Here is a 21,368-nt window from a genome sequence, read left to right as displayed (position 1 = left end):
GGCAAGGAGTGACATGAACACCCAGCTGGACATCCGCCGGGCGGACGACCGCTTCCACACCCGTGCCGGCTGGCTCGACTCCCACCACTGCTTCTCCTTCAGCCGGCACTACGACCCCGCCAACACCCACTTCGGGCTGCTTCTGGTCTCCAACGACGACATCGTCGCCCCCGGCACCGGATTCGACACCCACCCCCACCGTGACATGGAGATCGTCACCTGGGTGCTCGACGGGGGCCTGGTCCACCAGGACTCCGAGGGCCACAACGGCGTCATCTACCCCGGCCTCGCCCAGCGTATGAGCGCAGGCACCGGCATCCTCCACAGCGAGAAGAACGACTCCTGGACGCTCACGGGCGAGCCCGAGCACCAGCAGCCCGTCCACTTCGTCCAGATGTGGGTCTTCCCGGACGAGCAGGGCATCAAGCCCGGCTACGAGCAGCTCGACATCAACGACGAGCTCGCCCGGGGCGGCTGGACCACGGTTGCCTCCGGCATGGCCAAGCACCGTGACGTCCGGGCGATCTCCATCGCGCAGAAGCACGCCGCCCTCCAGGCGGCGCGCATGGGTGCGAACGAGACCCTGGTCCTTCCTACGGCTCCGTTCGTCCACCTCTACGTGGCCAAGGGCGAGGCCGCGCTCGAAGGCACGGGCCTGCTGCGTGCCGGTGACTCGGTCCGCGTCACGGCGGCCGAGGGCCAGCGGGTCACCTCCGGTGCGGATGGTGCGGAACTGCTGCTGTGGGAGATGGACGCCACCGTCCAGTTCGGCTGATCCGGCAACGGCCCGGAAACAACTCGCCCCGGCACCAGGGGTGATTGATAGCGTCCGGAGGATGTCCTCACTGCATGCCGGAGTCATCCTCTTCCACGACGGACGGCTTGCCGTCCAGGACCCCTGCAACCTGCCGGGAGCCCCCGTACCGCCGTGCGGCGACCCCGCCGCCACGGCGGTCGACGCGGCCCGCACCGCGCTCGGCTGCGAGATCGAGGTCGAGCCCGAGCCCAGGCTGGAGGTGCGCACCGTTTCCGGTACGCACCTGTACTTCCGGGCTACCGCCGAGCACGCCGGCCGGGCCCGGCTGCTGACCCGCGAGGAGGCCGTCCACCTGCCGATCACCCCCTGGACGGCGAGCGAGGCGATCCTGCGCTCCTGGTCCGGCGATCCGTGGTGGGACGGCCGGCTGGTGCTGGAGGACCCGGACGGGAGGCCGCCGAAGCGGTCGAGGGCGGGCGCGATCGTCATCCGGGACGGCAGGATCCTGCTCATCAAGTACTGGGACCGCCCGCAGGACATGTACGAGATCCCCGGCGGCGGCATCGAGCCGGGGGAGACCCCGCAGGACGCCGTACTGCGCGAACTCACCGAGGAGACCGGGCTGACCGGCACCATCATCCGCGAGATCGCCCAGGTCAACCGCAACCTGTGGGGCGGCTCCCACCCGGGCCACTACTTCCTGGTCGAAGCGGCCGGCGAGATCGGCCCCCGCGCCACGCTCGACCTCGACGTGGAGCAGGCGTCGCCGGTGTGGGTGCCGGTCGCCGACCTGCCCGGCCTGACGCTCTGGCCGAAGCGGCTCGGCTGGCGCATCGCCCACTGGTACCGGCACGGCTGGCCGCGGACGCCGGCCGTTCTGTGCGACTCCCTCAAGGACCTGACCGTGCCCTGCGACTGGTAGCGGGCAGTGGCAGGATCGCGTGCATGGCACACATCACCCTGGTCCGCGGAGACATCACCGAGCAGGCCGTCGACGCGGTCGTGAACGCCGCCAACTCCTCCCTTCTGGGCGGCGGAGGCGTCGACGGCGCGATCCACCGCCGCGGCGGCCCGCAGATCCTCGCCGCCTGCCGCGACCTCCGTGCCTCCCACTACGGCAAGGGTCTGGCCACCGGCCAGGCGGTCGCCACCACCGCCGGCCGGCTGCCCGCGAGCTGGGTGATCCACACCGTCGGCCCGGTCTGGGGCGCTTCCCCGGACGGCCCGGCCCTGCTCGCCTCGTGTTTCGTCCGGTCACTGGCGGTCGCGGACGAGCTGGGCGCACGGACGGTCGCCTTCCCGGCGATCTCCACCGGCGTCTACCGCTGGCCGATGGAGGACGCCGCCCGCATCGCCGTCGAGACGGTGCGGGACGCGGAGACGGCGGTGGAAGAGGTGCGGTTCGTGCTCTTCGACGAAGCGGCCTACGAGGCCTTCGCCGCGCTGGTGAACTGACGGTCCCTTCCTTACGTCAGTCGAACTCCTCGACGTACTCCTCCGGCGGTCCCAGCTCGGGGCGGTCCCGCAGCTCCAGGACTGCGCCGAGCCGCTCCAGCTCCAGGACCGTCACGGTGTTCTCGCCCACGCGCAGCAGCGGTGCCGGGCAGTACAGCGTGACCTGCGGCCCGATCTCCCAGTGGCGGCCGAGCAGGAACCCGTTGACCCAGACGAGGCCACGGCTCGACCCCGGCAGCGCGAGGAAGGTGTCCGCGGGCGTGTCGACGTGGAACGTCGCGACGGCGAACCCGGCGTGCGTGGTCGCAGGGCCGGCGGCGACCGCCCCGGCCAGCTCCGTGGCGGACCACTCCTGCAGCGCGACCGGCGTGCTGTCCCAGCCCTGCACGATTCGCCGGTCGACGAGGACGGGACCGAGCAGGCCCTTGTGCCGGCCGATGCCGGGCCCGTAGTTCACCCGGCCGAGGCTCTCGACCAGGACCTCCAGCCGTACCGCGTCGCCGGTTCCGCGCACGGGGAGTTCCGGGCCGTCGGGGTCGCCGACGCCGAGGAGGGCGCCGTCGGCGAAGACCAGCGCCCGGTCGCGTACGTCGGTGAGGACGAGCCGGTGCTCGCCCGCCGGGATGCGCGGGTGCGCGGTGTGCAGGACCATTCCCGCGTCGAGCCCGAGTCGCTCGAACGAGGCGGGGCGCGGGCCGGTCGAGGTCGGGGCCGGAACGGCGCGGAGGCCGGCGAGCAGGTCGGCGCGGTGGACGAGGGGGACGCGGGCCGGCGGGAGCGTCGGCATCCGCGCGGGCGACCGGACGGGCCCATGTGCGTCGAGCGCCTCGCGCACGGCGAAGAACTTGGCGGTGAGGCTGCCGTCCTCGGCGATCGGCGCGTCGGAGTCGTAGCTCGTCACAACGGGCCGCAGCCGGCCCTCGTGGTCGTTGGCGCCCGCCCACAGCCCGAAGTTGGTGCCGCCGTGGGCCATGTAGACGCTCACGCTGCCGCCGTCGGCGATGATGTCGCGGAGTGTGCCGACCGCGCTTTCCACCCCGCGGACGTGGTGCCGCTTGCCCCAGTGGTCGAACCAGCCGTTCCAGAACTCGGCGACCACGAACGGTTCGTCCGGCCGCCGGGCCGCGAGGAGCTGCCGGGCGGCGTCGGGCCTGGAGCCCAGGGTGACGGCCGTAAGCGTCCCGGGCAGGGTGCCGCCGTCCAGCATCAGCTCGGTGGGTCCGTCGGCGGTGAACAGCAACTCCCGGATGCCGCGTGCGGTCAGGGCCTCGCGATTCCAGCGCAGGTAGGCATGGTCGTCGCCGAAGCTGCCGAACTCGTTCTCCACCTGCACCGCCACGACCGGCCCGCCCTCGGCGGCCTGGAGCGCGGCGATACGCGGGACCAGCTCGTCGAACCAGCGGCCGACGGCCGAGGTGAACGCCGGGTCGGAGCTGCGGATTGCGATGTCCCGGCCGGTGAGCCAGCTCGGCAGGCCGCCGTTGGACCACTCCGCGCAGATGTACGGGCCGGGCCGGACGATGACGTCCAGGCCCTCCTCGCCCGCCGTGCGGATGAACCGCTCGACGTCCCGCCAGCCGTCGAAGCGTGGCGCCACGCCCTCGTGGGGCTGATGGAAGTTCCAGGCGACGTACGTGTCGATCGTGTTGAGCCCGAGGTCGGCGATCCGGCGGATCCGGTCCCGCCAGAGGCCGGGATGGACGCGGAAGTAGTGGACCGCTCCGGACAGGACGCGATGGGGGACGCCGTGCCGGTACAGCCGGCGTCCGTGCCAGGTGAGGGCGCTCGTGGCCGGGGCCGGAGAGATGGGTTTCGTGGGCAGCTGACTCACAACGTACAGCCTATGTTATCGATGCCATACGTAACATCCTCGATATGATCTGCTCGACGACGTCGCGGGCCCTCCGCGGGACAGGAGCGCCATGACCGAAGGTGCCGCACGGCCAACGAGGCAGCCGAGCATGGCTGACGTGGCCCGGACCGCCGGGGTGTCGGCGCAGACCGTCTCGCGCGCGCTGCGCGGCTCGCCGAACGTCGACCCCGAGACGAAAAGGCGCGTGCTCGCCGCCGTGCGACAGCTCGGCTACCAGTTCAACAACGCCGCCCGGGCGCTCTCCTCCGGGCGCAGCCACACCATCGGACTCGTGCTGCTGCGGACCGGCGGGTACTACTCGCGCTCGGCGGTGACCGCCGGCGTCGAGGCGGCCGCGGACGAGGCCAGGTACGCGGTGACCATCGCGACCATCGCCGCGCTGGACACCGGCCTGATGGAGCGGTCCCTGTCCAAGCTCGCGGACCAGGGCGTCGACGGCATCGTCATCGCCGTGCCGCTCATCTCCGTGACGCAGAAGATGGAGGACATCACCCGGAACATCCCGACCGTCACCCTCGACGGCTCGCGGACCGCGGGCGCCAGGGTGCTCGGGATCGACCAGCGGGAGGCGGGCCGCGTCGCCACGCAGCACCTGCTCGACCTCGGCCACCGCCAGGTCTGGCACGTCTCCGGGCCGGACGAGTGGATCGAGGCGCGCCAGCGGCGACAGGGCTGGCAGGAGTGCCTGGCCGCCGCCGGGATCCAGGCGCCGCCGCCCCTCGAGGGCGACTGGTCGCCCGACTCCGGATACCGGCAGGGGCAGATCATCGCGATGATCCCCGAGGTGACCGCGGTCTTCGCCGCCAGCGACGAGATGGCCTTCGGGGTGATCCGCGCCCTGCACGAGCGCGGCCGGTCGGTGCCCGGCGACGTGTCCATCGTGAGCGTCGACGACATCGCCCTGGCGGCCCACTGCTCTCCGCCGCTGACCACCGTCCGGCAGGACTTCTACCGCTACGGCGCGGCGGCCGTCGCCCTGCTGCTGCGGGGCGACGACGCCGGCGTGGAGGAGTCCGTGGCTGCCGCGTCGCTGTCGGTACGCGGCTCCACGGCGCCGCCGCGTCTTCCCTGAGATCCGTTTCAGTCGTTCGGTGAGTGCCTCTTGCGCGTCCATGTTATCGATGCCACCGTAACAACCCGGATCGCCATGTGACCCAGAGATCGACGTCGTGGCTGACCGCTCCCGCCCCCCGCATCAGTGGAAGGGAACCGCATGAACGAATCGACGCGCACGGCGCCGCTCGTCACCGGACGGGCGCTGGCGGCGGTCCGGCCGAGCGCCCGCCAGGTCGCGTGGCAGGCCATGGAGTTCTACGGATTCGTCCACTTCGGCATGAACACGATGACGGACCGGGAGTGGGGCGAGGGACACGACGCCCCGGCCGCCTTCGACCCGGCCGGTCTCGACGCCGACCAATGGGTCGCGGCACTCAAGAGCGCCGGGATGACCGGCGTGATCCTCACCTGCAAGCACCACGACGGGTTCTGCCTGTGGCCGAGCGACGTCACGGCCTACTCGGTCGCCTCCTCGCCCTGGCGGGGCGGCCGGGGCGACGTGGTCGCGGAGGTCGCCGACGCGGCCCGGCGGCACGGCCTGCGGTTCGGGATCTACCTGTCCCCCTGGGACCGCACCGAGGCGTCCTATGGTTCCGGGACCGCGTACGACGACTTCTACATCGCCCAGCTCACCGAACTGCTCACCCGGTACGGACCGGTGTTCTCCGTGTGGCTGGACGGCGCGAACGGCGAGGGCCCGAACGGCAAGGTCCAGGTCTACGACTGGGAGCGGTACTACGCGGTCGTACGGGAGTTGCAGCCGTACGCGGTCATCAGCGTGTGCGGGCCCGACGTCCGCTGGTGCGGCAACGAGGCCGGGGACACCCGCCCCGACGAATGGAGCGTGGTCCCGCGCGCCCTCCAGGACGCCGAACGGACCGCGGACCGCTCGCAGAAGGCGGACGACAGAGCCTTCGCCCGGCTCGTGCGCAGCGAGGACCGCGACCTCGGCAGCCGCGCCGCGCTGGCCGGGCACGAGGCCGACCTGGTCTGGTATCCGGCCGAGGTCAACACCTCCATCCGTCCCGGCTGGTTCCACCACCCCGCCGAGGACACCGAGGTCCGCTCGGTGGACGAGCTGTTCACCGTCTACCTGCGTGCAGTCGGCGGCAACTCCTGTTTCCTGCTCAACGTCCCGCCGGCCCGGGACGGGCGCGTACGGGACCCCGACGTGGCGGTGCTGGAGCGGCTCGGGCGGCGCATCGAGGACTTCCGGGCACGGCGGATCGAGGCGACCGCGACGGTCTCGTCCGGCACTCCGGGCGACGTCGCGACCGCATGGCCCGGCAGCGGGCACACGCCCTGGCGGCCGGACGACGCGGACCCCCTGCCTGCCGTGACACTCGCGTTCGCACCGCCCCGCCCGGTCGAGGCGGTCCTCCTCGGCGAGGACATCACGCAGGGGCAGCGCATCGAGCACGTCGTCGTCCGGGGCCGCCACCGGGACGGCCGCTGGACGACGCTCGCCGAGGCACACGCGGTGGGCCACCAGCGCATCCTTACGTTCCCGCCGGTCGAGGTCGACGCCGTACGGATCGAGGTACCCCAGGTCCGGGACACGCCCGTCGTCGCCCGGGTGGCCGCGATCGGAGCGGCCTCATGAAGGGCACCCTGCCCAGGCCGGGCACGTCGCGTAAGCCGGGTACGTCACGCAGGCCGTCGCGTACGTCACGCAGGCCGTCGCGCCGGGCCGTCGTCCTGTTCACCGGCGTGTGCGTCGCCCTCGCCGCGCTGCTGGTCACCGGCCTGACGATGCTCAACCACCGCACCAGCGACGAGGTCGCCTCCCTCGACGGGCACCCCGTGACCCGCGACGAAGTGCTCTTCCACATGCGGCGGCTCGCCCCGACCGTGCAGAACGAGCTGCGCAACACGTACCACCTGCGGGGCGCGATCGACTGGAACACGAAAGCCGGCGACCAGACCGCGCTCCAGCGGCTCGAAACCCGTGCGCTCGACGAGATCTGGCGGGACAAGACCACGCTCGTCCTCGCGAAGGAGCAGGGGCTCACCGACTCCGTGGACTACGCGGACTTCGTCGCGGACCTGGCCACCGAGAACCAGGACCGAGCAGATGCCGTCGCCGCCGGCCGGACCGTCTACGGCGTCACGCGGTTCTCCCCCGAGGAGTACTACACGCACCGGCTCACCGAGCTCACCACCGCTCTGAAGGAGCGGCTCGGCGAGGGCGCCGACGCGCCGCTCCAGGTCACCGACGCCGAGGTCCGCAAGGCGTTCGACGCAGACAAGGACGCCTGGAGCGCCAACGCGACGACGTACAAGTACGCGCAGCTCGTCGTGCCGGTGCCCGCCGGCGCTGCCCCGGACTACGCCACCGGCCTGCAGCGGCGGGTCAAGGCCGCCGGGCGTCTCGCGGCCGTCGCCGCCCGCGAACCCGGTGCCAGGTTCACGACCGCCACGTACGAGGGCAGCGGCACCGCCGGGCTGACCGCACACGACCAGGACCTCATGGCGGTGCTCGGAAAGCTCGCACCGGGCCGGATCTCCGCCCCCGTCACGGGCACCGGCCAGATCACCTACTACGAGCTCGACAGCAGATACGTCGATGAGGACAAGGCCTTCGCCGACTACCGCCAGCGGATCCGGCAGTCGCTCGTCGAGGAGAAGTTCGACCAGTTGATCCAGCGCCGGGTCGATCACGGCGACATCGATATCGACGCCTCGGCGATGGACGCCGTCAACGCAGAGGATGTGCAGCAATGAGACCTTTCGGTACCGAACCACCTCCCATACGGTCGCTGTACGCAGGCTTCATCGCCCTGCTCGCCGCGCTGCTGGTCGGATCGCTCGTTCCGCCCGCGCACGCCGCTGTGGCCCCGGACCGCGCCCGCCCCGCCCTCAAGGCGTCCTGGCCGGGCAACACCCCGAACACCACCGGCGGCAAGGACTACTTCATCGACGCCACCCTCGGCCGGGACGCCTCCGCCGGGACCTCCCCGGCGACCGCCTGGCGCACCCTGGCCAAGGCCAACGCGACCACGTTCGCACCGGGCGACCGCATTCTGCTCAAGGCCGGTGAGCAGTGGCAGGACCAGCAGCTGTGGCCGAAGGGCTCGGGCAGCTCCGGCAAGCCGGTCACCATCTCGGCGTACGGCGACCCGAACGCCGGCCGGCCGTACATCGCGACCAACGGCAAGGTGCCGAGCCCGTTCAACGCGGACGGCACGAAGAATCCCGCCACCGTCGGCCTGACCGGTGCCATCGTGCTGCGCAATCAGCAGTACTGGGAGATCAACAACGTCGAGCTGTCCAATGACGACGACTTCGCGACCGACATCACCGCGGGGTCCTACGTCCGCGACGGGATCATGGTGTCGATCAACGCCGACCTCCTGAACAGCGGCGCGGACAGCATCATGGACCACTTCCGCATCTCGGACGTGTTCGTCCACAACCTCGACGGCCCGAGCTACTGGCAGAAACTCCACTACGGCGCAGTCGACTTCCAGGTCTTCGGCAGCCGCAGCTACAAGGCGTACGGCACCGGCGGCTATTACTTCAAGGACGTCCGGATCGAGAACAACACCTTCGAGAACGTAGAGCTGCACGCCGTCCAGTTCGCGTTCAACTGGTTCGCTGCCGATGGCGCGGACGCCGGCCAGTACGACGAGAACGGCAAGTGGCACGAGGGCTGGGAACAGCTGTGGGTGCGCACCCGCGACCTGTACAGCCGTGACGTCTACATCGGCCACAACTACGCCGAGAGCATCGGCCAGGGCGCCATCCAGCTCGCCGACACCAAGAACATGACGGTCGAGTACAACGAGGTGAACGGGTTCCTCAAGCGCTACGACGCGGTGTCCTGCGCGCTCTACCTGTGGGCGGGCGCCGACTCGGTCATGCAGTACAACGAGGTCTACGGCGGTCCGGACAACGAGTACGACGGCACCCCCTGGGACCTGGAGTACACCAACTTCAACGTCACTTACCAGTACAACTACTCGCACGACAACTCGGCGGGCTGGATGGCCTACATGGGCAACAGTTCCAACTCGGTGGCCCGTTACAACCTGAGCGTCAACGACAACGGCGTGCTCGTGAAGAACATGCTGTCGACGAACTACTCGCCGACCTATTTCACCAACAACACCTTCGTCTACGACGGCGCGGACCTCGACTACGTCCACGACGAGACGTTCCTGAGCCGCGTCTACTTCCTCAACAACATCTTCTACAACACCTCGACGACGACTCCGACGCCCTGGTACCGCCGGACCGGCGCCCTGCGACAGGCCGTGTTCTCCAACAACGACTACTACGAGTCCGGCGGCACCCACTCCAGCCAGGAACCGGCCGACCCGAGGGGGCTGCGGGCCGACCCGCGGTTCGTCGCAGACCCCGCCGACTACGTCACCGGGGCGGGCGTGGCCCGGATCCGGGAGGCCGCGGCGCACTTCGCGCTGCGCGACGACTCACCGCTCATCGACGCCGGCCGGTACAACCCGCACCTGGGCACAGCGGACTTCCTCGGCACGCACATCTACTACGGTGACGCACCGGACATCGGCATCGCCGAGAGCCGCATCGGTCCACAGGTCACCAATCCGGTCGACGACGATCCCATCGAGGAGGAGACGGACAACCGCGTCGACCTCGCGCTCGGCAAACCGGTCACCGCGAGCTCGACCCACCCCGGGGCGAACGGGACGCTGACCGCGGACAAACTGACCGACGGCGACCTCACGACCCGCTGGGCCGCGGCCGATGACGCGGCCTACCCGATCACGCTCGACGTCGACTTCGGCGCGGACACCACCTTCGACGAGGTGTACCTCGACGAGTACACCGACTCGGGCACCAACCCACGGGTGCAGTCCTTCGCGCTGCAGCGCTGGGACGCCGGGACCGGTGCCTGGGTGACCTTCACCAGCCGCGACGACGGTATCGGGCACGACCGCACCGTGACCGGCTTCGGCAGCGTCACGACCTCCCGGCTCCGGGTGGCGCTCACCGGGCAGATCGCGACGGAGCAGTACACCCCGACCATGACCGAGATCGCCGTCTACCGCACCGCCGAGTAGGCCCGGCCGGAGCTCAGGCCTAGGGCCTGTCCGGGGGCTGTTCTCCTTTAGCCGCTGGCGCGGCGCGGCCGTGGCGTCGCATGGCCTGGCACCTGGGGGCACCTCCCAGCCCCCAGGGGCTGGGGGAGCTCGCGGCGTTGCCGACTGCGACATCAGCCGCTGGCGCGGCGGGCCCACAGGAAACCACCCTGTGGGCGCTCCGGCGCCTTGCGATCGCAGGCACCGCTGTGACATCAGCCGCTGGCGCGGCGGGCCGCTCCTTCTCCCACGGAGATCCCCCGGACAGGCCCTACTGCCAGCCCAGTTCGGGGCCGAGCTTGGTGGCGATGTCGGTGAGGATCTGCACGTAGTCCTCGTGGTCGAAGGTGAAGGGCAGCGCGAAGGTGACCTCGTCGACCTCCCGGAACGCGGCGTGGGAGTAGAGCTGTTCGGCGATCTCGGCGGAGGTGCCGACGAGATCGGGCGCGAACATCAGGCGGGCCGGCCCCTGCGGGGTGAGGGTGCGTGGTGTCCGCTTCCGGGCGTATTCCTCGTACTTCGCGCGCTGCTCGGGCGAGGCGCTGTCCGTGGGGATGACGACGAGCCCCTGGGAGACGCGGGCGCGGTCGCCGTCGGGGTGGTGGGCGCGGAAGGCCCGGATGTGCGAGAGCTGGATCTGCGCGAAGTCCTCGGACCCGGACCCTGACCCGGACTCCTCGGCCTTCACTACGCTGCTGGTCAGGAGGTTCATTCCGTTTTCTCCGGCCCATTGGGCCGACCGCAGGCTGCCGCCGCCGTACCACATGCGGTCGCCCAGGCCGGGGGAGTGCGGCTGGACGCGGTCGGAGAACACCTCGAAGCCCTCGACGCCGCTGAAGTCCGTGGCGGGTTCGCCGCGCACGAAGTCCAGCAGCCGCCGTACGCGTTCGTAGCTGAAGTCCTCGGTGTCGGCGGTGTCGGGGTAGAGGGCGCCTTTGACCTGGTCGTAGTGCATCGGGGGGCCGACGCTCACGCCCGGATTGAGGCGGCCGCCGGACAGGACGTCGACCGTGGCCAGGTCCTCGGCCAGCCGCAGCGGATTCTCCCAGCCCAGGGGGATGACGGCGGTGCCCAGCGCGATGCGGGTGGTGCGCTGCGAGGCCGCCGCCAGGACGGCGACGGGGGAGGAGATGCCGTACTGCAGATGACGGTGCCGCAGCCACGCGCTGTCGAAGCCCAGCCGCTCGCCCAGTTCGATGATCTCCAGCGTCGACTCGTGGCCCCGCCGGGGGTCGGCTCCGTCGAACAGCCCGATGGTCAGGAAGCCGAGCGTGCGCAGTGGTTGGGTGGGCAGCGGCACAGGTCTCCTCCATCGTTCGGCGCTGTCCCGATTGTGGCAGGTGGCCGCCGGTGTGGAGCGGGCGGCCCAGGGTGCCCTGGACGCTCAGTCCGGGAGGTGGATGCTGACGAAGTGGGCCCAGTTGCGGCCGGTGCGCGCCCAGCGGTGGTTCGGCCGCTCGACGGTCCTGGGGCCGCCGGGCAGCCGTCCGGTGAACAGCGGACGCAGATCGGAGTCGCGTTCGGCCCAGGCGGAAGAGAACTGGCTGCGGCTGACCCGGAGGCTGTTGTTCAGCTGGACGATGGCCGCCCGGGCGCAGTCCTCGCGCCACTCGTCGACGGCACCGGTCCTCTCGAAGTCGCCGGGGATGCCGGAGGCGTCCACGGAAAGGGCCAGGCTGAGAAAGCACGCGGCGTTGTAGTAGACCAGGTAGCCGGCGGAGGCCCGGTTGGGGATCCGGCTCGGCTCGGATCCGGACTTCAGGGCCTGCTCGTGGTCGAGCCCGGCGTGGGCGTGGCGGTGGTGGTGGTCGGCGTAGAGCAGGCGGCGCATCCCCCACCACGGGCGGGCCCACAGCCATCGCCACCGCCGCCAGAAACCGCCGGTGACCTCCTTGGCGACGGTACGGAAGGCCTTCTCCACCGTGTCCGGCGCGGGCCGGCGCTCCCGGCCCGGCCGGCCGGGGTCGGCCGCCCCGGGCTGGGCGGCGCGCAGCACCTCGGCCGCCTCCGCTATCCGTACGGCCCCGAGGAAGGCCCGGCGATGACTGCGCAGCGACGGCAGCGGCCGCTCAAGGGCCATCCACTGACGCCAGTAGCGGCGCTCGCCGAGATTGCGGCGGCCCGGCAGCCAGGTGCGGGCCCAGCGGCGCAGCACGCGCCGCCGGGTCAGCCGCAGCCGGAGCCACCTCAGATGGGTGACCGAGTCGCGCTCGTAGTCCTCGGGCAGGTGCGTGTCATGACCGTCGTCCGATCCGGGCACCTGTGGCTGCGTACCGGCGCCTTTCTCGGCGCAGGCGATGGACAGGCGGTAGGCCGTCTCGATGTGCTCGGGCCAGAGCTGGACGCAGTCCTCGTAGATCCGGATCGCGTTCTGCAGATGGCCGGCCCGCTGCCGGGCCTGTTCCCCGGACTCGTTTCCGGGGACGTCATGCTGGCCGATCAGTTCCAGCACGCCTGCCTGGTGCAGCCGCACCGTCAGATTGCCCGGCACCAGCGCCGCCGCGTCCGCGTAGAAGCCGCCGGCCATCAGATACAGGTCGCGTTCCCTGTCCGGCTCGCTGTTCTTCTTCGCGGCCAGCGCCGCTTCCTGGGCGGTGATGCCCATGCGGTAGAAGCGGTACGCGTCCGGGTCGTCGCCCCAGCTCTCCCAGCGCGGAATCCGGTCCTGGGTGCGCGGGTCGCTCAGGATCTTGACCGTGCAGTAGCACGCGATCCGCTCGTACAACTCCTCGCGGCGCTGCGCCTCCGTCCGCCTTGGACCGCCCTCCGGGTCGGGCACCGCCTCCAGGACCGTGGCGGCGACGACCGTGTTCCTGGGCACGAACAGGATCCTGACGGAGAACCGTGGACGCTCGCCCTCGGCCGACAGCGAGCTCAGCAGGACGTGATAGGCCCGGGGCCGGAAGAAGGCCAGCCGTTTCAGCACGTCCACCCACCCGTGCGGGGAGGAGGTGGTCTCCGGCGCCGGGTCCGGGCCCGTGGTCGTGCCGCTGCCGGGGGTGAGCACGCGCGGCCCGAGCGAGTCGGCCGCGAGATGCGCCGTGATGTACGCGGCGAGCTCGCCCGTGTGCGTCGGCTCGTGGTGGCGGGGATGCGGGCCCCCGCCGGTGTCCGTGCCGCCGTTGGCCTGCCCGCCCAGCAGCGTGTGGTCCTGCCGGATCACCACGGGCAGCAGCCGGTTGGCTCGGTACCGCAGGTGCAGCGCGGACGGCAGCCGCAGGGCCCCGATCACCGCGACGACCCCGAGGATGGACAGCACCCATACGGCTGTGCCGCCGGACTGGTCCCAGAAGCCCCCTGCGTTCAGGGTCGCAGCGACGCTCGCTGTGTTCACGCGGATCCCCCCACGTCGCGTCCATCATCGGACAACCCTATGGATCCCCTTCGTCACGGATATCCATGCCTGTCATGTCCTGTACCGCGCGACGGTGGAGGGCGTGCCCGGGCGCGGATCTGCGATGGCGCGAGGCGGCGGGCGGGCGTAGGACGGAGGCGTAGGGGCGGCCGCAGCGGCCGCCCCCGTCCACGAGGAGGCATCATGACCCAGGCCGGAACCATGGCCCCGATGAGCAAGGCGATGCAGGACTGCGTCGAGGCCTGCATGTCGTGCCACACCATGTGCGAGGAGACGATGAGCTCCTGCATGTCCATGGGCAGCGGCGGCCAGGACCGGATGCAGATCATGCGCGCGCTCATCGACTGCAGTGAGATGACCCGAATGTGCGCCGACATGATGATGCGCCGGTCGCCGCTGGCGGCCGAGATGAGCGCGATGTGCGCCCGGGCCTGCGAGATGTGCGCGCAGGCGTGCATGTCCATGCCCGACGACCCGCAGATGATCCGCTGCGCCGAGTCCTGTCGCCGCTGCGCCGAGATGTGCCGCGCCATGGCCGGCGCGACCGCCTGACGCGAACGACGGGGAGCCCCGGGCCGGCCTGCCGCCCCGGGGCTCCCCGTCACCCGCCCGGCGCACCGGGTGGTGAGAGATTGCGATCAGTGAGGTGCGGTTCTAGCGTTGAACGAGTGAACGCCGTCGTTCACTGAAAGAGGGTCGCCATGACGACCTCGGACCGCAAGGGCGTGGCGCTCGCCGTCATCGCGTCGTGTCAGTTGATGGTGGTGCTCGACATCACCATCGTCAATATCGCGCTCCCGCACATCCAGACCTCGCTCGATTTCTCCACCACCGGCCTTTCCTGGGTCCTGAACGCCTACACCCTCACTTTCGGCGGCCTGCTCCTGCTCGGCGGCCGGGCCGGCGACATCCTCGGCCGCCGCCGCGTCTTCATCTTCGGCGTCCTGCTCTTCGCTCTGGCCTCACTGCTCGGCGGACTCGCCCAGAATTCCGCCGAACTCCTCGCCGCCCGCTCCCTCCAGGGCGTCGGCGGGGCCATCGCCTCGCCCACCTCGCTGGCCCTGATCACCACCACCTTCACCGAAGGCCCGGAGCGCAACCGCGCCTTCGGCGTCTTCGCCGCCGTATCGGCGGGTGGCGGCGCCATCGGACTGCTGGCGGGCGGAGTGCTGGTCGAATGGCTCAACTGGCGCTGGATCTTCTTCGTCAACGTGCCGATCGCGGTTCTCATCGCCCTCGCCACGCCCCACGTCATCAGGGAATCCGCCCGCCACCCGGGCCACTTCGACCTCGCCGGGGCGCTCACCTCGACACTGGGAATGGTCTCTCTCGTCTACGGATTCATCCGCGCCGCCCAGGAAGGCTGGCGCGATCCGCTGACGATCGCCGCATTCGGCGCGGCCATCGCTCTGCTCACGGCGTTCATCCTCATCGAAAGGACCACGTCCCAGCCGATCACGCCATTGAAGTTGTTCGCCGACCGCAACCGGGCGGGAACGTACGGAATCATGCTGAGCCTCGCCGCCGCCATCTTCGGCATGTTCTTCTTCCTCACCCTCTTCGTCCAGGACATCCTGGCTTTCAGCCCGCTCCAGGCCGGTCTCGGATTCCTCCCGGTGAGCCTGGTCGTCGCCGTCGGCGCCGCGATCTCCTCCAAACAGCTGCCCAGATTCGGCCCCAAACCCCTGATGGTGGGCGGCGCCCTCTTCTGCGCCTCCGGGCTCATCTGGCTGACCTTCACCGACATCGACAGCACCTACCTCGGCAGCATCCTCGGCCCGCTTCTGCTGTTCGGCCTGGGCATGGGCCTGCAGTTCGTCGCCCTTACCCTGATGGCGGTCTCCGGGGTCGCCGCGAAGGAGTCCGGCGCGGCCTCCGGCATGCTCAACGCCACCCAGCAGGTCGGCGGCTCGCTCGGCCTCTCCATCCTCGTCACAGCCTTCGGCACGGCCAGCCGCAACGAGGCGGTCGACCAGCTGCCGGCCTTTCTGGCCCAGGCGACGCCCGCGGAGCGGGCGGTCCTCCGGCAGACCGGCCAGCTTCCGGGTGTCTGGGGCGACCACGTCCTCACCAGCGGCATCACCACGGCCTTCCTGGTCGCCGCCGCGTTCACCATCGTCTCCGCGCTCATCGCTCTGCTCGTCATCCAGGTACGGCCCTCGGACCTCGAACGCCTCCAGGGCGCGGCCGACCCGGCGGAGGTCTCGCGCTAGCGCGGTGGTGCCGCGGGATGCCGCCTGTCATGGCTGGCGGTGCCGTTGCGGTGCCGCCTGCCATGGTTGGCGGTTCCGTCCTCAATCGCCGGACGGGCTGGGTTGGCCGTTGTGCGCCTGCTGTTGTCGTGCGGTCGGGGCCGCCTGCCGGGACTGCGTCCTCAGCGCTCGCGACTTGGGTCGGCCTTGTTCGTGCCCGGGATCCTCGCTCGTCGCTTCCGGGCGCATCCCTCCACCGTCCCCTTCGGCCCGCTCGCGGCCACCAGCCGGTGGGGGTACGGGTCCTTCAGGCCCGGACGGGCTGAAGCTTGCCTTCCGGCCGGGCGGGGGCGGTGGAGGGGTTCTCCCGCAGGCGACGAGCGAGGATCCCGGGTAGGAACTGAAGGTGCCGGAGTCGCGAGCGCCGAGGAGAGAGACCCCGGCAGGCGCCCCCGACCCCACGGCCAACCCAGCCTGTCCGGCGTTTGAGGACGGAAGCGTCGGCCATGGCAGACGGCACCGCAACGGCACCGGTGCAGGCGGCACCGTCCGCGCGGCCCGTCCGGCGTTTGAGGACGGAACCCTCGGCCATGGCCGACGGCACCGATAGCCTGGTCGTCCGAACGATCAGGGGGGCGCGGATGGACCGGGACGCGGTGGTGGTCGGCGGGGGGCTGGCCGGGACGCTGGCGGTGGGGGCCCTGTTGGGTCAGGTGGACAGGGTGACGCTGGTGGAGAGGGACCGGTTTCCGGTGGGGCCGGAGGGCAGGAAGGGCGTGCCGCAGGGGCGCCATCTGCATGTGTTCTTGAGTGGTGGTCAGCGGGCGCTGGATGAGCTGCTGCCCGGCGTGGGCGCGGAACTGGCGGCGGCGGGGGCACACCGGTTGGAGATGCCGCGGGACATACTGACGCGGATGCCGGGCGGCTGGCAGCGCCGCTTCCATGAGGGCAGGCACGCGCTCGTGTCTTGTACGCGGCCGTTACTCGACCACGTCGTACGGGCGCGGGTGCTGGCGGAGGCGGCCGGCTCCGGGACGCGCCTGGAGATCGTCGAGGGGGCCGAGGTGGTCGGTCTGCTCGGGGACGAGGACCGGGTGACCGGTGTCCGCATCCAGGACCGGGGGCGAGCCGGGGAGCGGGACCTCGCGGCGGCGTTCGTGGTGGACGCGTCGGGCCGGGGGTCGCGGGCGCCGGAGTGGCTGGCGGGGCTCGGCCGGGCCGCGCCGCGCGAGGAGGTGGTGGACGCCGGACTGGCTTACGCCACGCGGATGTTCCGCCTGGCGGAGCCGCCGGACGCGGGGGTCTACATCATGCCCACGCCGGACGTGCCGCGCGGCGGCGCGGCGGTCCCGGTGGAGGACGGCCGGTGGCTGGTCACGCTCTCTGGCGAACGTGGACATGAACCGCCCACGGGGGAGGGCGAGTTCCTCGACTTCGCGGCGTCGCTGGCGCACCCGTATCTGTATGGGCTCATCAAGACGGCCGAGCCGGTGTCCGGCGTGCACGGTTTCCGGAACACCGCCAACCGCCGGCGCCACTACGACGCCCCGGGCGGTGTCCCGGAGGGCTTCGTGGCCATCGCGGACGCGGCGTGCGCCTTCAATCCCGTGTACGGGCAGGGGATGGCCGTCGCCGCGCTGAGCGGGCTCGCCCTCCGTGACGTCCTCGCGAACGGCGGCCTTCGCCCGGGGCTCGCCGCAGAGGTGCAGGGGGCGGCGGCTCGTGCGGCGGACACCGCGTGGCTGACGGCCACCGCCGCCGACCGTCCCCGGGCGGCGGCAGGTGCCGCCTCGCTCGGCCTTGTCGATCGCCTCAAGAGCCGCTACTTCTCGCGCCTCACGGCCCGGGTCGCCGTGGATCCCACGGTGGGCGCGGCCTACCGTGACCTCCTCTCGCTCACGGTCCCGCTGTCGCGGCTGCTCACGCCGGCCATCGCGGCCCGGGTACTGCTGCTGCCGCGCCGGCGGGGCCTGGCGGACCCGCCGCTGGAGGTGGGGCCGGGGCCGGACGGCGGCTGAGCCACGCGGTCGCAAAGACGTTGTGGGAGCGCTCCCCGCGTTGCCATCATGCCCGCATGACCTCACCAGCCCTCATCCGCCCGTACCGTCCCGGGGACCGGGACGCCGTCTACGACATCTGCGTCCGTACCGGCCACGAGGGCGGGGACGCCCGCCACCTCTACCCCGACCACCTGGAGCTGCTGCCGGACATCTTCGCGGGCCCGTACGCGACGCTGGAGCCCGGACTGGCCTTCGTCGTGGACGACGGCGGTGGCCGGGCCGTCGGGTACATCGTCGGCGCCGCCGACACGGCGGTGTTCGCCGCGCGGTTCCGCGAGGAGTGGCTGCCGAAGGTGGAGCACCGGTATCCGCGTCCGGTGGACGACCCGCGGACGCCGACGGAGGGGATGGTGGGGCTGCTGCACCACCCGGAACGGATGATCGTGCCGGAGCTGGCCGGGTATCCGGCGCATCTGCACATCGATCTGCTGCCGGAGTACCAGCGGGCCGGCCATGGGCGGGAGCTGATGTGGACGCTCCTGGACGCGCTGGCGCGTGGCGGCGTCCCGGCGGTGCACCTCGTGATGGCGACGGCGAACACCGCCGCCCGTGCGTTCTACGACCGGGTGGGATTCCACGAGATCCCGGTCCCGGACCCGGGCCCGCTGACGTATCTGGGGCGTGAACCGTTTCAAAAGGACGGTGCAGTGGTCTAGAAAGCGCTTGCCCATGGGCGGTATGGTCCCCGTCGGCCGACCATCCGCCCGACGGGAGCCGCTCATGAGACGTACCGGAATGGCATTACTCGCCGCCCTCGCCTGCCTTGCCGCGGCGTCACCCGCTCCGGCCTGGGCGGGGGGCGCCCCGGACACCGGGCTGGGCCACTGCACGACCGGCACGGCGCCGATCGTGTGCCACTTCGACGTGGCGCCCGGCGACTACGACGTCACCGCCGTCCTCGGCGGCGAGGCCGAAGGCGCGACGGCCGTGACGGCCGAGACCCGCCGCGCGGTGCTGGCCGAGACGCACACCGGCGCCGGGGAGTACGTACGCCGGGCCTTCACCGTCAACGTACGCACACCCGAGGGCGAGCCCACCGGCGCGACCGGCACTCCCGGGCTGGACCTGTACTTCGGAGGCAGCGCGCCGGAGCTGGCGGCGCTGCGGGTGAGGCCCAGCCGCCATGCGCCGCACATCTATCTGGCGGGGGACTCGACGGTGTGCGACCAGCCGGGCGAGCCGTACACGGGGTGGGGGCAGGAGCTGCCGCAGTTCCTCAGGCGCGGGGTGTCGGTGGCCAACTACGCGGACTCCGGCGAGAGTTCGGGCAGTTTCCTGACGACGCAGGCGCTGTTCCCGACGATGCTGCCGCTGATCCGGCGGGGCGACCTGGTGCTCATCCAGTTCGGCCACAACGACAAGCAGACGACGGCCGCCGACTACCGCACCAATCTCACCGCGCTCGTCGAGGGCGTGCGCCAGCAGGGCGGCCGCCCGGTCCTGGTCACGCCGGTCGTGCGCCGCTGGTTCAACTCCGACGGGACGCTGAACAACGGCACCGCCCTGCACGTCAACGGGCTCGGCGTGGACCTGCCCGCCGAGATGCGCATCCTCGCGCAGGACGAGGGCGTGCCGCTGATCGACCTCACCGCGCTGACGAAGACTCTCGTGGAGTCCTACGGCCCGGAGGCGTCCAAGGCGCTGTATCTCTACAACGAGAAGCGCGACAACACCCACTTCAGCGTCACCGGCGCCACCGAGGTGTCCAAACTGGTCCTCGGTGAGCTCACCGGCCAGCGCCTGATCCCCGAAAGGTCCGTACGACAGCCGTGATTCCCTTCCCCATGCCGCCCGAGGACCGCGAGCGCAGCCCGTACACCGGCTGGACGCGCGACCACTGGACCGCCGCCGCCGACGGACTGCTCGCGGCCACGGCCCCGTACGCGACCCCCGGCCGGGCGCTGTACCACCTGCCGGGGGAGCGGCACAGCTGGTCGGGGGTGCGCTCGGACGGCCTGGAGGGGTACGCCCGTACGTTCCTGCTGGCCGCGTTCCGGGTCGCGGGCGAGGGTGGTGACGATCCGTCACATCTGCTGGAGCGGTACGCGCAGGGGCTCGCCGCCGGGACCGCGAATCCCGGCGGCGACGGACCCGAGGACTGGCCGGTGATCGCCGACCGCGGCCAGCCGCTGGTCGAGGCCGCCTCGATCGCGCTCTGCCTGCGGCTCACCAGGCCCTGGCTGTGGGACCGCCTCGACGACGCCGTACGGGAACGGGCCACCGCCTGGCTCGCGAAGGCCGTCACCGCCCAGGCCTGGCCGTGCAACTGGGAGCTGTTCCCGGTCACCGTCGGCGGCTTCCTGGGGGAGCGGGCCGCCGTGGAGAAGGGCCTGGAGGGCATCGAACGCTGGTACCGGGGCGGCGGCTGGTACACCGACGGCGATCTGCCCGCGTACGACTACTACAACGGCTGGGCCATGCACCTCTACCCGGTGCTGGAGGCCTGGCTGTCCGCCGACCCCGCGCTCCTCGACCGCTACGGCGAGCGGCTGCGGCTCCATCTCGCCGACTACGCCCGCCTGTTCGGTGCCGACGGCGCGCCCATGCACCAGGGCCGCTCCCTCACCTACCGCATGGCCACCACCGCCCCCCTGTGGCTCGGCGCCCTCACCGGCCACACCCCGCTCACCCCCGGCACCACCCGCCGGATCGCCTCCGGTGCGCTGCGCTACTTCCTGACCCGGGGGGCGGCCGGGGCCGACGGGCTGCTGTCGCTGGGCTGGCACGGCCCGTACGAGGGCGTCCTGCAGGGCTACTCGGGCCCGGCCTCCCCGTACTGGGCGAGCAAGGGGTTCCTGGGGCTGCTGCTGCCGCCCGGGCACGAGGTGTGGACGGCGGTGGAGGAACCGGCCCCCGCCGAGCGGGCCGACGCGGTGACGCCGGTCCGGGCTCCGGGGTGGCTGATCCAGTCGACGGCCGCCGACGGACTCGTACGGCTGCACAACCACGGCAGCGAGGACGCCCGCTACGACCCGTACTACACCCGGCTCGCCTACTCCACGGCCACCGGCCCGGCCCCGGACGGCTCGCCCCCCGACAACCACTTCGGGCTGCCCGACACCCCCCGCACCGAGCTGGAACCCCTCGGCACCGGGGACGGCTGGGCCGCCTCACGCTCCCGGGCGGGGGACGCCCATGTCGTGAGTGTGGTCCTCGCGCGCGGCGCGGCCGAGGTCCGGATCCACCTGGTCACCGGAGCCCGCCCCGGCACGGCCGTACGGCACACCGGCTGGGCGGCCGGCGAGGGGCTGCGCTCCGAGCTGCTGCCGCTGCACGGCCTGGCGGCGGCGCCCGCTCTGCCCCCGGTGCGCACCGCCTTCACCGGGCGGGCCGTGGCCCCGGCGCTGGCCGGGGAGACCACGGACCGTGCCGGCGGCGACCTGTTCGTCTGCCTCGCCAGGCTCACCGCCGCCGACGGTCCGGCCCTGGACGCGCTGGCCACCGTGGCGGTGGACGGCCGCCAGGTGACCGTCACCTGGCCCGACGGCACCGTCCAGCGGGCCCGCGTCAGCCCGGGGGAGGTCATCGTGGAATCCCCGCCGCCCGGCGCTCGTTGACCA

General features: G+C 71.7%; 16 protein-coding genes. 13 read left to right on the top strand and 3 right to left on the bottom strand.

Going from position 1 to position 21,368, the window contains the following annotated elements:
* The first annotated feature begins 13 nt into the window (after positions 1–13).
* The 3 genes from OG607_RS05365 to OG607_RS05355 all read left to right on the top strand — a co-directional run bounded on the left by OG607_RS05365 (position 14) and on the right by OG607_RS05355 (position 2,212).
* A complete protein-coding gene (locus OG607_RS05365; protein WP_405719459.1) occupies positions 14–775 on the top strand; it encodes a pirin family protein in 762 nt (253 codons plus the stop codon).
* A gap of 61 nt (positions 776–836) precedes the next feature.
* On the top strand, positions 837–1,679 hold the full coding sequence (locus OG607_RS05360; RefSeq protein WP_405719457.1) for an NUDIX domain-containing protein: 843 nt from the start codon (positions 837–839) through the stop codon (positions 1,677–1,679).
* Positions 1,680–1,702: 23 nt separating this feature from the next.
* The gene (locus OG607_RS05355) at positions 1,703–2,212 is read left to right on the top strand and encodes an O-acetyl-ADP-ribose deacetylase (RefSeq protein ID WP_405719454.1); all 510 of its coding nucleotides are present in this window, start codon (positions 1,703–1,705) and stop codon (positions 2,210–2,212) included.
* A 16-nt stretch (positions 2,213–2,228) separates the two neighbouring features.
* Here OG607_RS05355 and OG607_RS05350 read toward each other — a convergent pair whose 3' ends face one another.
* Positions 2,229–4,043 carry a glycoside hydrolase family 35 protein gene (locus OG607_RS05350; protein ID WP_405719451.1) on the bottom strand — a complete coding sequence of 605 codons (1,815 nt, stop codon included), beginning with the start codon at positions 4,041–4,043 and terminating at the stop codon, positions 2,229–2,231.
* A gap of 91 nt (positions 4,044–4,134) precedes the next feature.
* Here OG607_RS05350 and OG607_RS05345 point away from each other — a divergent pair, with 91 nt between their 5' ends.
* The 4 genes from OG607_RS05345 (at position 4,135) to OG607_RS05330 (ending at position 10,183) form a co-directional block, all read left to right on the top strand.
* Complete coding sequence (locus tag OG607_RS05345; protein ID WP_405719449.1) at positions 4,135–5,157, top strand: LacI family DNA-binding transcriptional regulator; 1,023 nt, start codon at positions 4,135–4,137, stop codon at positions 5,155–5,157.
* Between the two features lie 141 nt (positions 5,158–5,298).
* A complete protein-coding gene (locus OG607_RS05340) occupies positions 5,299–6,744 on the top strand; it encodes an alpha-L-fucosidase (protein WP_405719447.1) in 1,446 nt (481 codons plus the stop codon).
* Entirely contained in the window at positions 6,741–7,865 is a 1,125-nt protein-coding gene (locus tag OG607_RS05335) for a hypothetical protein (RefSeq protein ID WP_405719445.1), read from the top strand. Before OG607_RS05340 ends, OG607_RS05335 begins: the two co-directional genes overlap by 4 nt.
* Positions 7,862–10,183, top strand: a complete 2,322-nt coding sequence (locus OG607_RS05330; RefSeq protein WP_405719442.1) for a discoidin domain-containing protein — start codon at positions 7,862–7,864, stop codon at positions 10,181–10,183. Before OG607_RS05335 ends, OG607_RS05330 begins: the two co-directional genes overlap by 4 nt.
* Before the next feature lie 289 nt (positions 10,184–10,472).
* Here the strand turns inward: OG607_RS05330 and OG607_RS05325 are convergent, their stop codons facing one another.
* The gene (locus OG607_RS05325; RefSeq protein ID WP_405719439.1) at positions 10,473–11,501 is read right to left on the bottom strand and encodes an LLM class flavin-dependent oxidoreductase; all 1,029 of its coding nucleotides are present in this window, start codon (positions 11,499–11,501) and stop codon (positions 10,473–10,475) included.
* 84 nt (positions 11,502–11,585) lie between these two features.
* A complete protein-coding gene (locus OG607_RS05320; protein WP_405719437.1) occupies positions 11,586–13,535 on the bottom strand; it encodes a hypothetical protein in 1,950 nt (649 codons plus the stop codon).
* A gap of 204 nt (positions 13,536–13,739) precedes the next feature.
* On the opposite strand from OG607_RS05320, the gene OG607_RS05315 reads away from it, so the two are divergent.
* The 6 genes from OG607_RS05315 to OG607_RS05290 all read left to right on the top strand — a co-directional run bounded on the left by OG607_RS05315 (position 13,740) and on the right by OG607_RS05290 (position 21,365).
* Positions 13,740–14,108, top strand: coding sequence for a four-helix bundle copper-binding protein (locus tag OG607_RS05315; RefSeq protein WP_405719434.1), 369 nt, complete (start codon positions 13,740–13,742; stop codon positions 14,106–14,108).
* Between the two features lie 173 nt (positions 14,109–14,281).
* The gene (locus tag OG607_RS05310) at positions 14,282–15,769 is read left to right on the top strand and encodes an MFS transporter (RefSeq protein ID WP_405736573.1); all 1,488 of its coding nucleotides are present in this window, start codon (positions 14,282–14,284) and stop codon (positions 15,767–15,769) included.
* 569 nt (positions 15,770–16,338) lie between these two features.
* Positions 16,339–17,766 (top strand): NAD(P)/FAD-dependent oxidoreductase, encoded by a 1,428-nt coding sequence (locus tag OG607_RS05305; RefSeq protein ID WP_405719432.1) that lies wholly within the window; start codon positions 16,339–16,341, stop codon positions 17,764–17,766.
* Positions 17,767–17,822: 56 nt separating this feature from the next.
* Positions 17,823–18,464, top strand: coding sequence for a GNAT family N-acetyltransferase (locus tag OG607_RS05300; protein WP_405719429.1), 642 nt, complete (start codon positions 17,823–17,825; stop codon positions 18,462–18,464).
* 64 nt (positions 18,465–18,528) lie between these two features.
* Positions 18,529–19,581: a rhamnogalacturonan acetylesterase gene (locus OG607_RS05295; RefSeq protein WP_405719428.1), complete on the top strand. Its 1,053-nt coding sequence runs from the start codon at positions 18,529–18,531 to the stop codon at positions 19,579–19,581.
* A gap of 11 nt (positions 19,582–19,592) precedes the next feature.
* Positions 19,593–21,365: a DUF2264 domain-containing protein gene (locus tag OG607_RS05290; protein ID WP_405736570.1), complete on the top strand. Its 1,773-nt coding sequence runs from the start codon at positions 19,593–19,595 to the stop codon at positions 21,363–21,365.
* The last annotated feature ends 3 nt before the right edge of the window (positions 21,366–21,368 follow it).

Origin of the sequence: Streptomyces sp. NBC_01537, from assembly GCF_045040445.1 — a bacterium.
Classification (GTDB): Bacteria; Actinomycetota; Actinomycetes; order Streptomycetales; family Streptomycetaceae; genus Actinacidiphila.
Note: the sequence above shows the minus strand (reverse complement) of the source record. Positions and strands in the feature narration are given on the sequence as shown.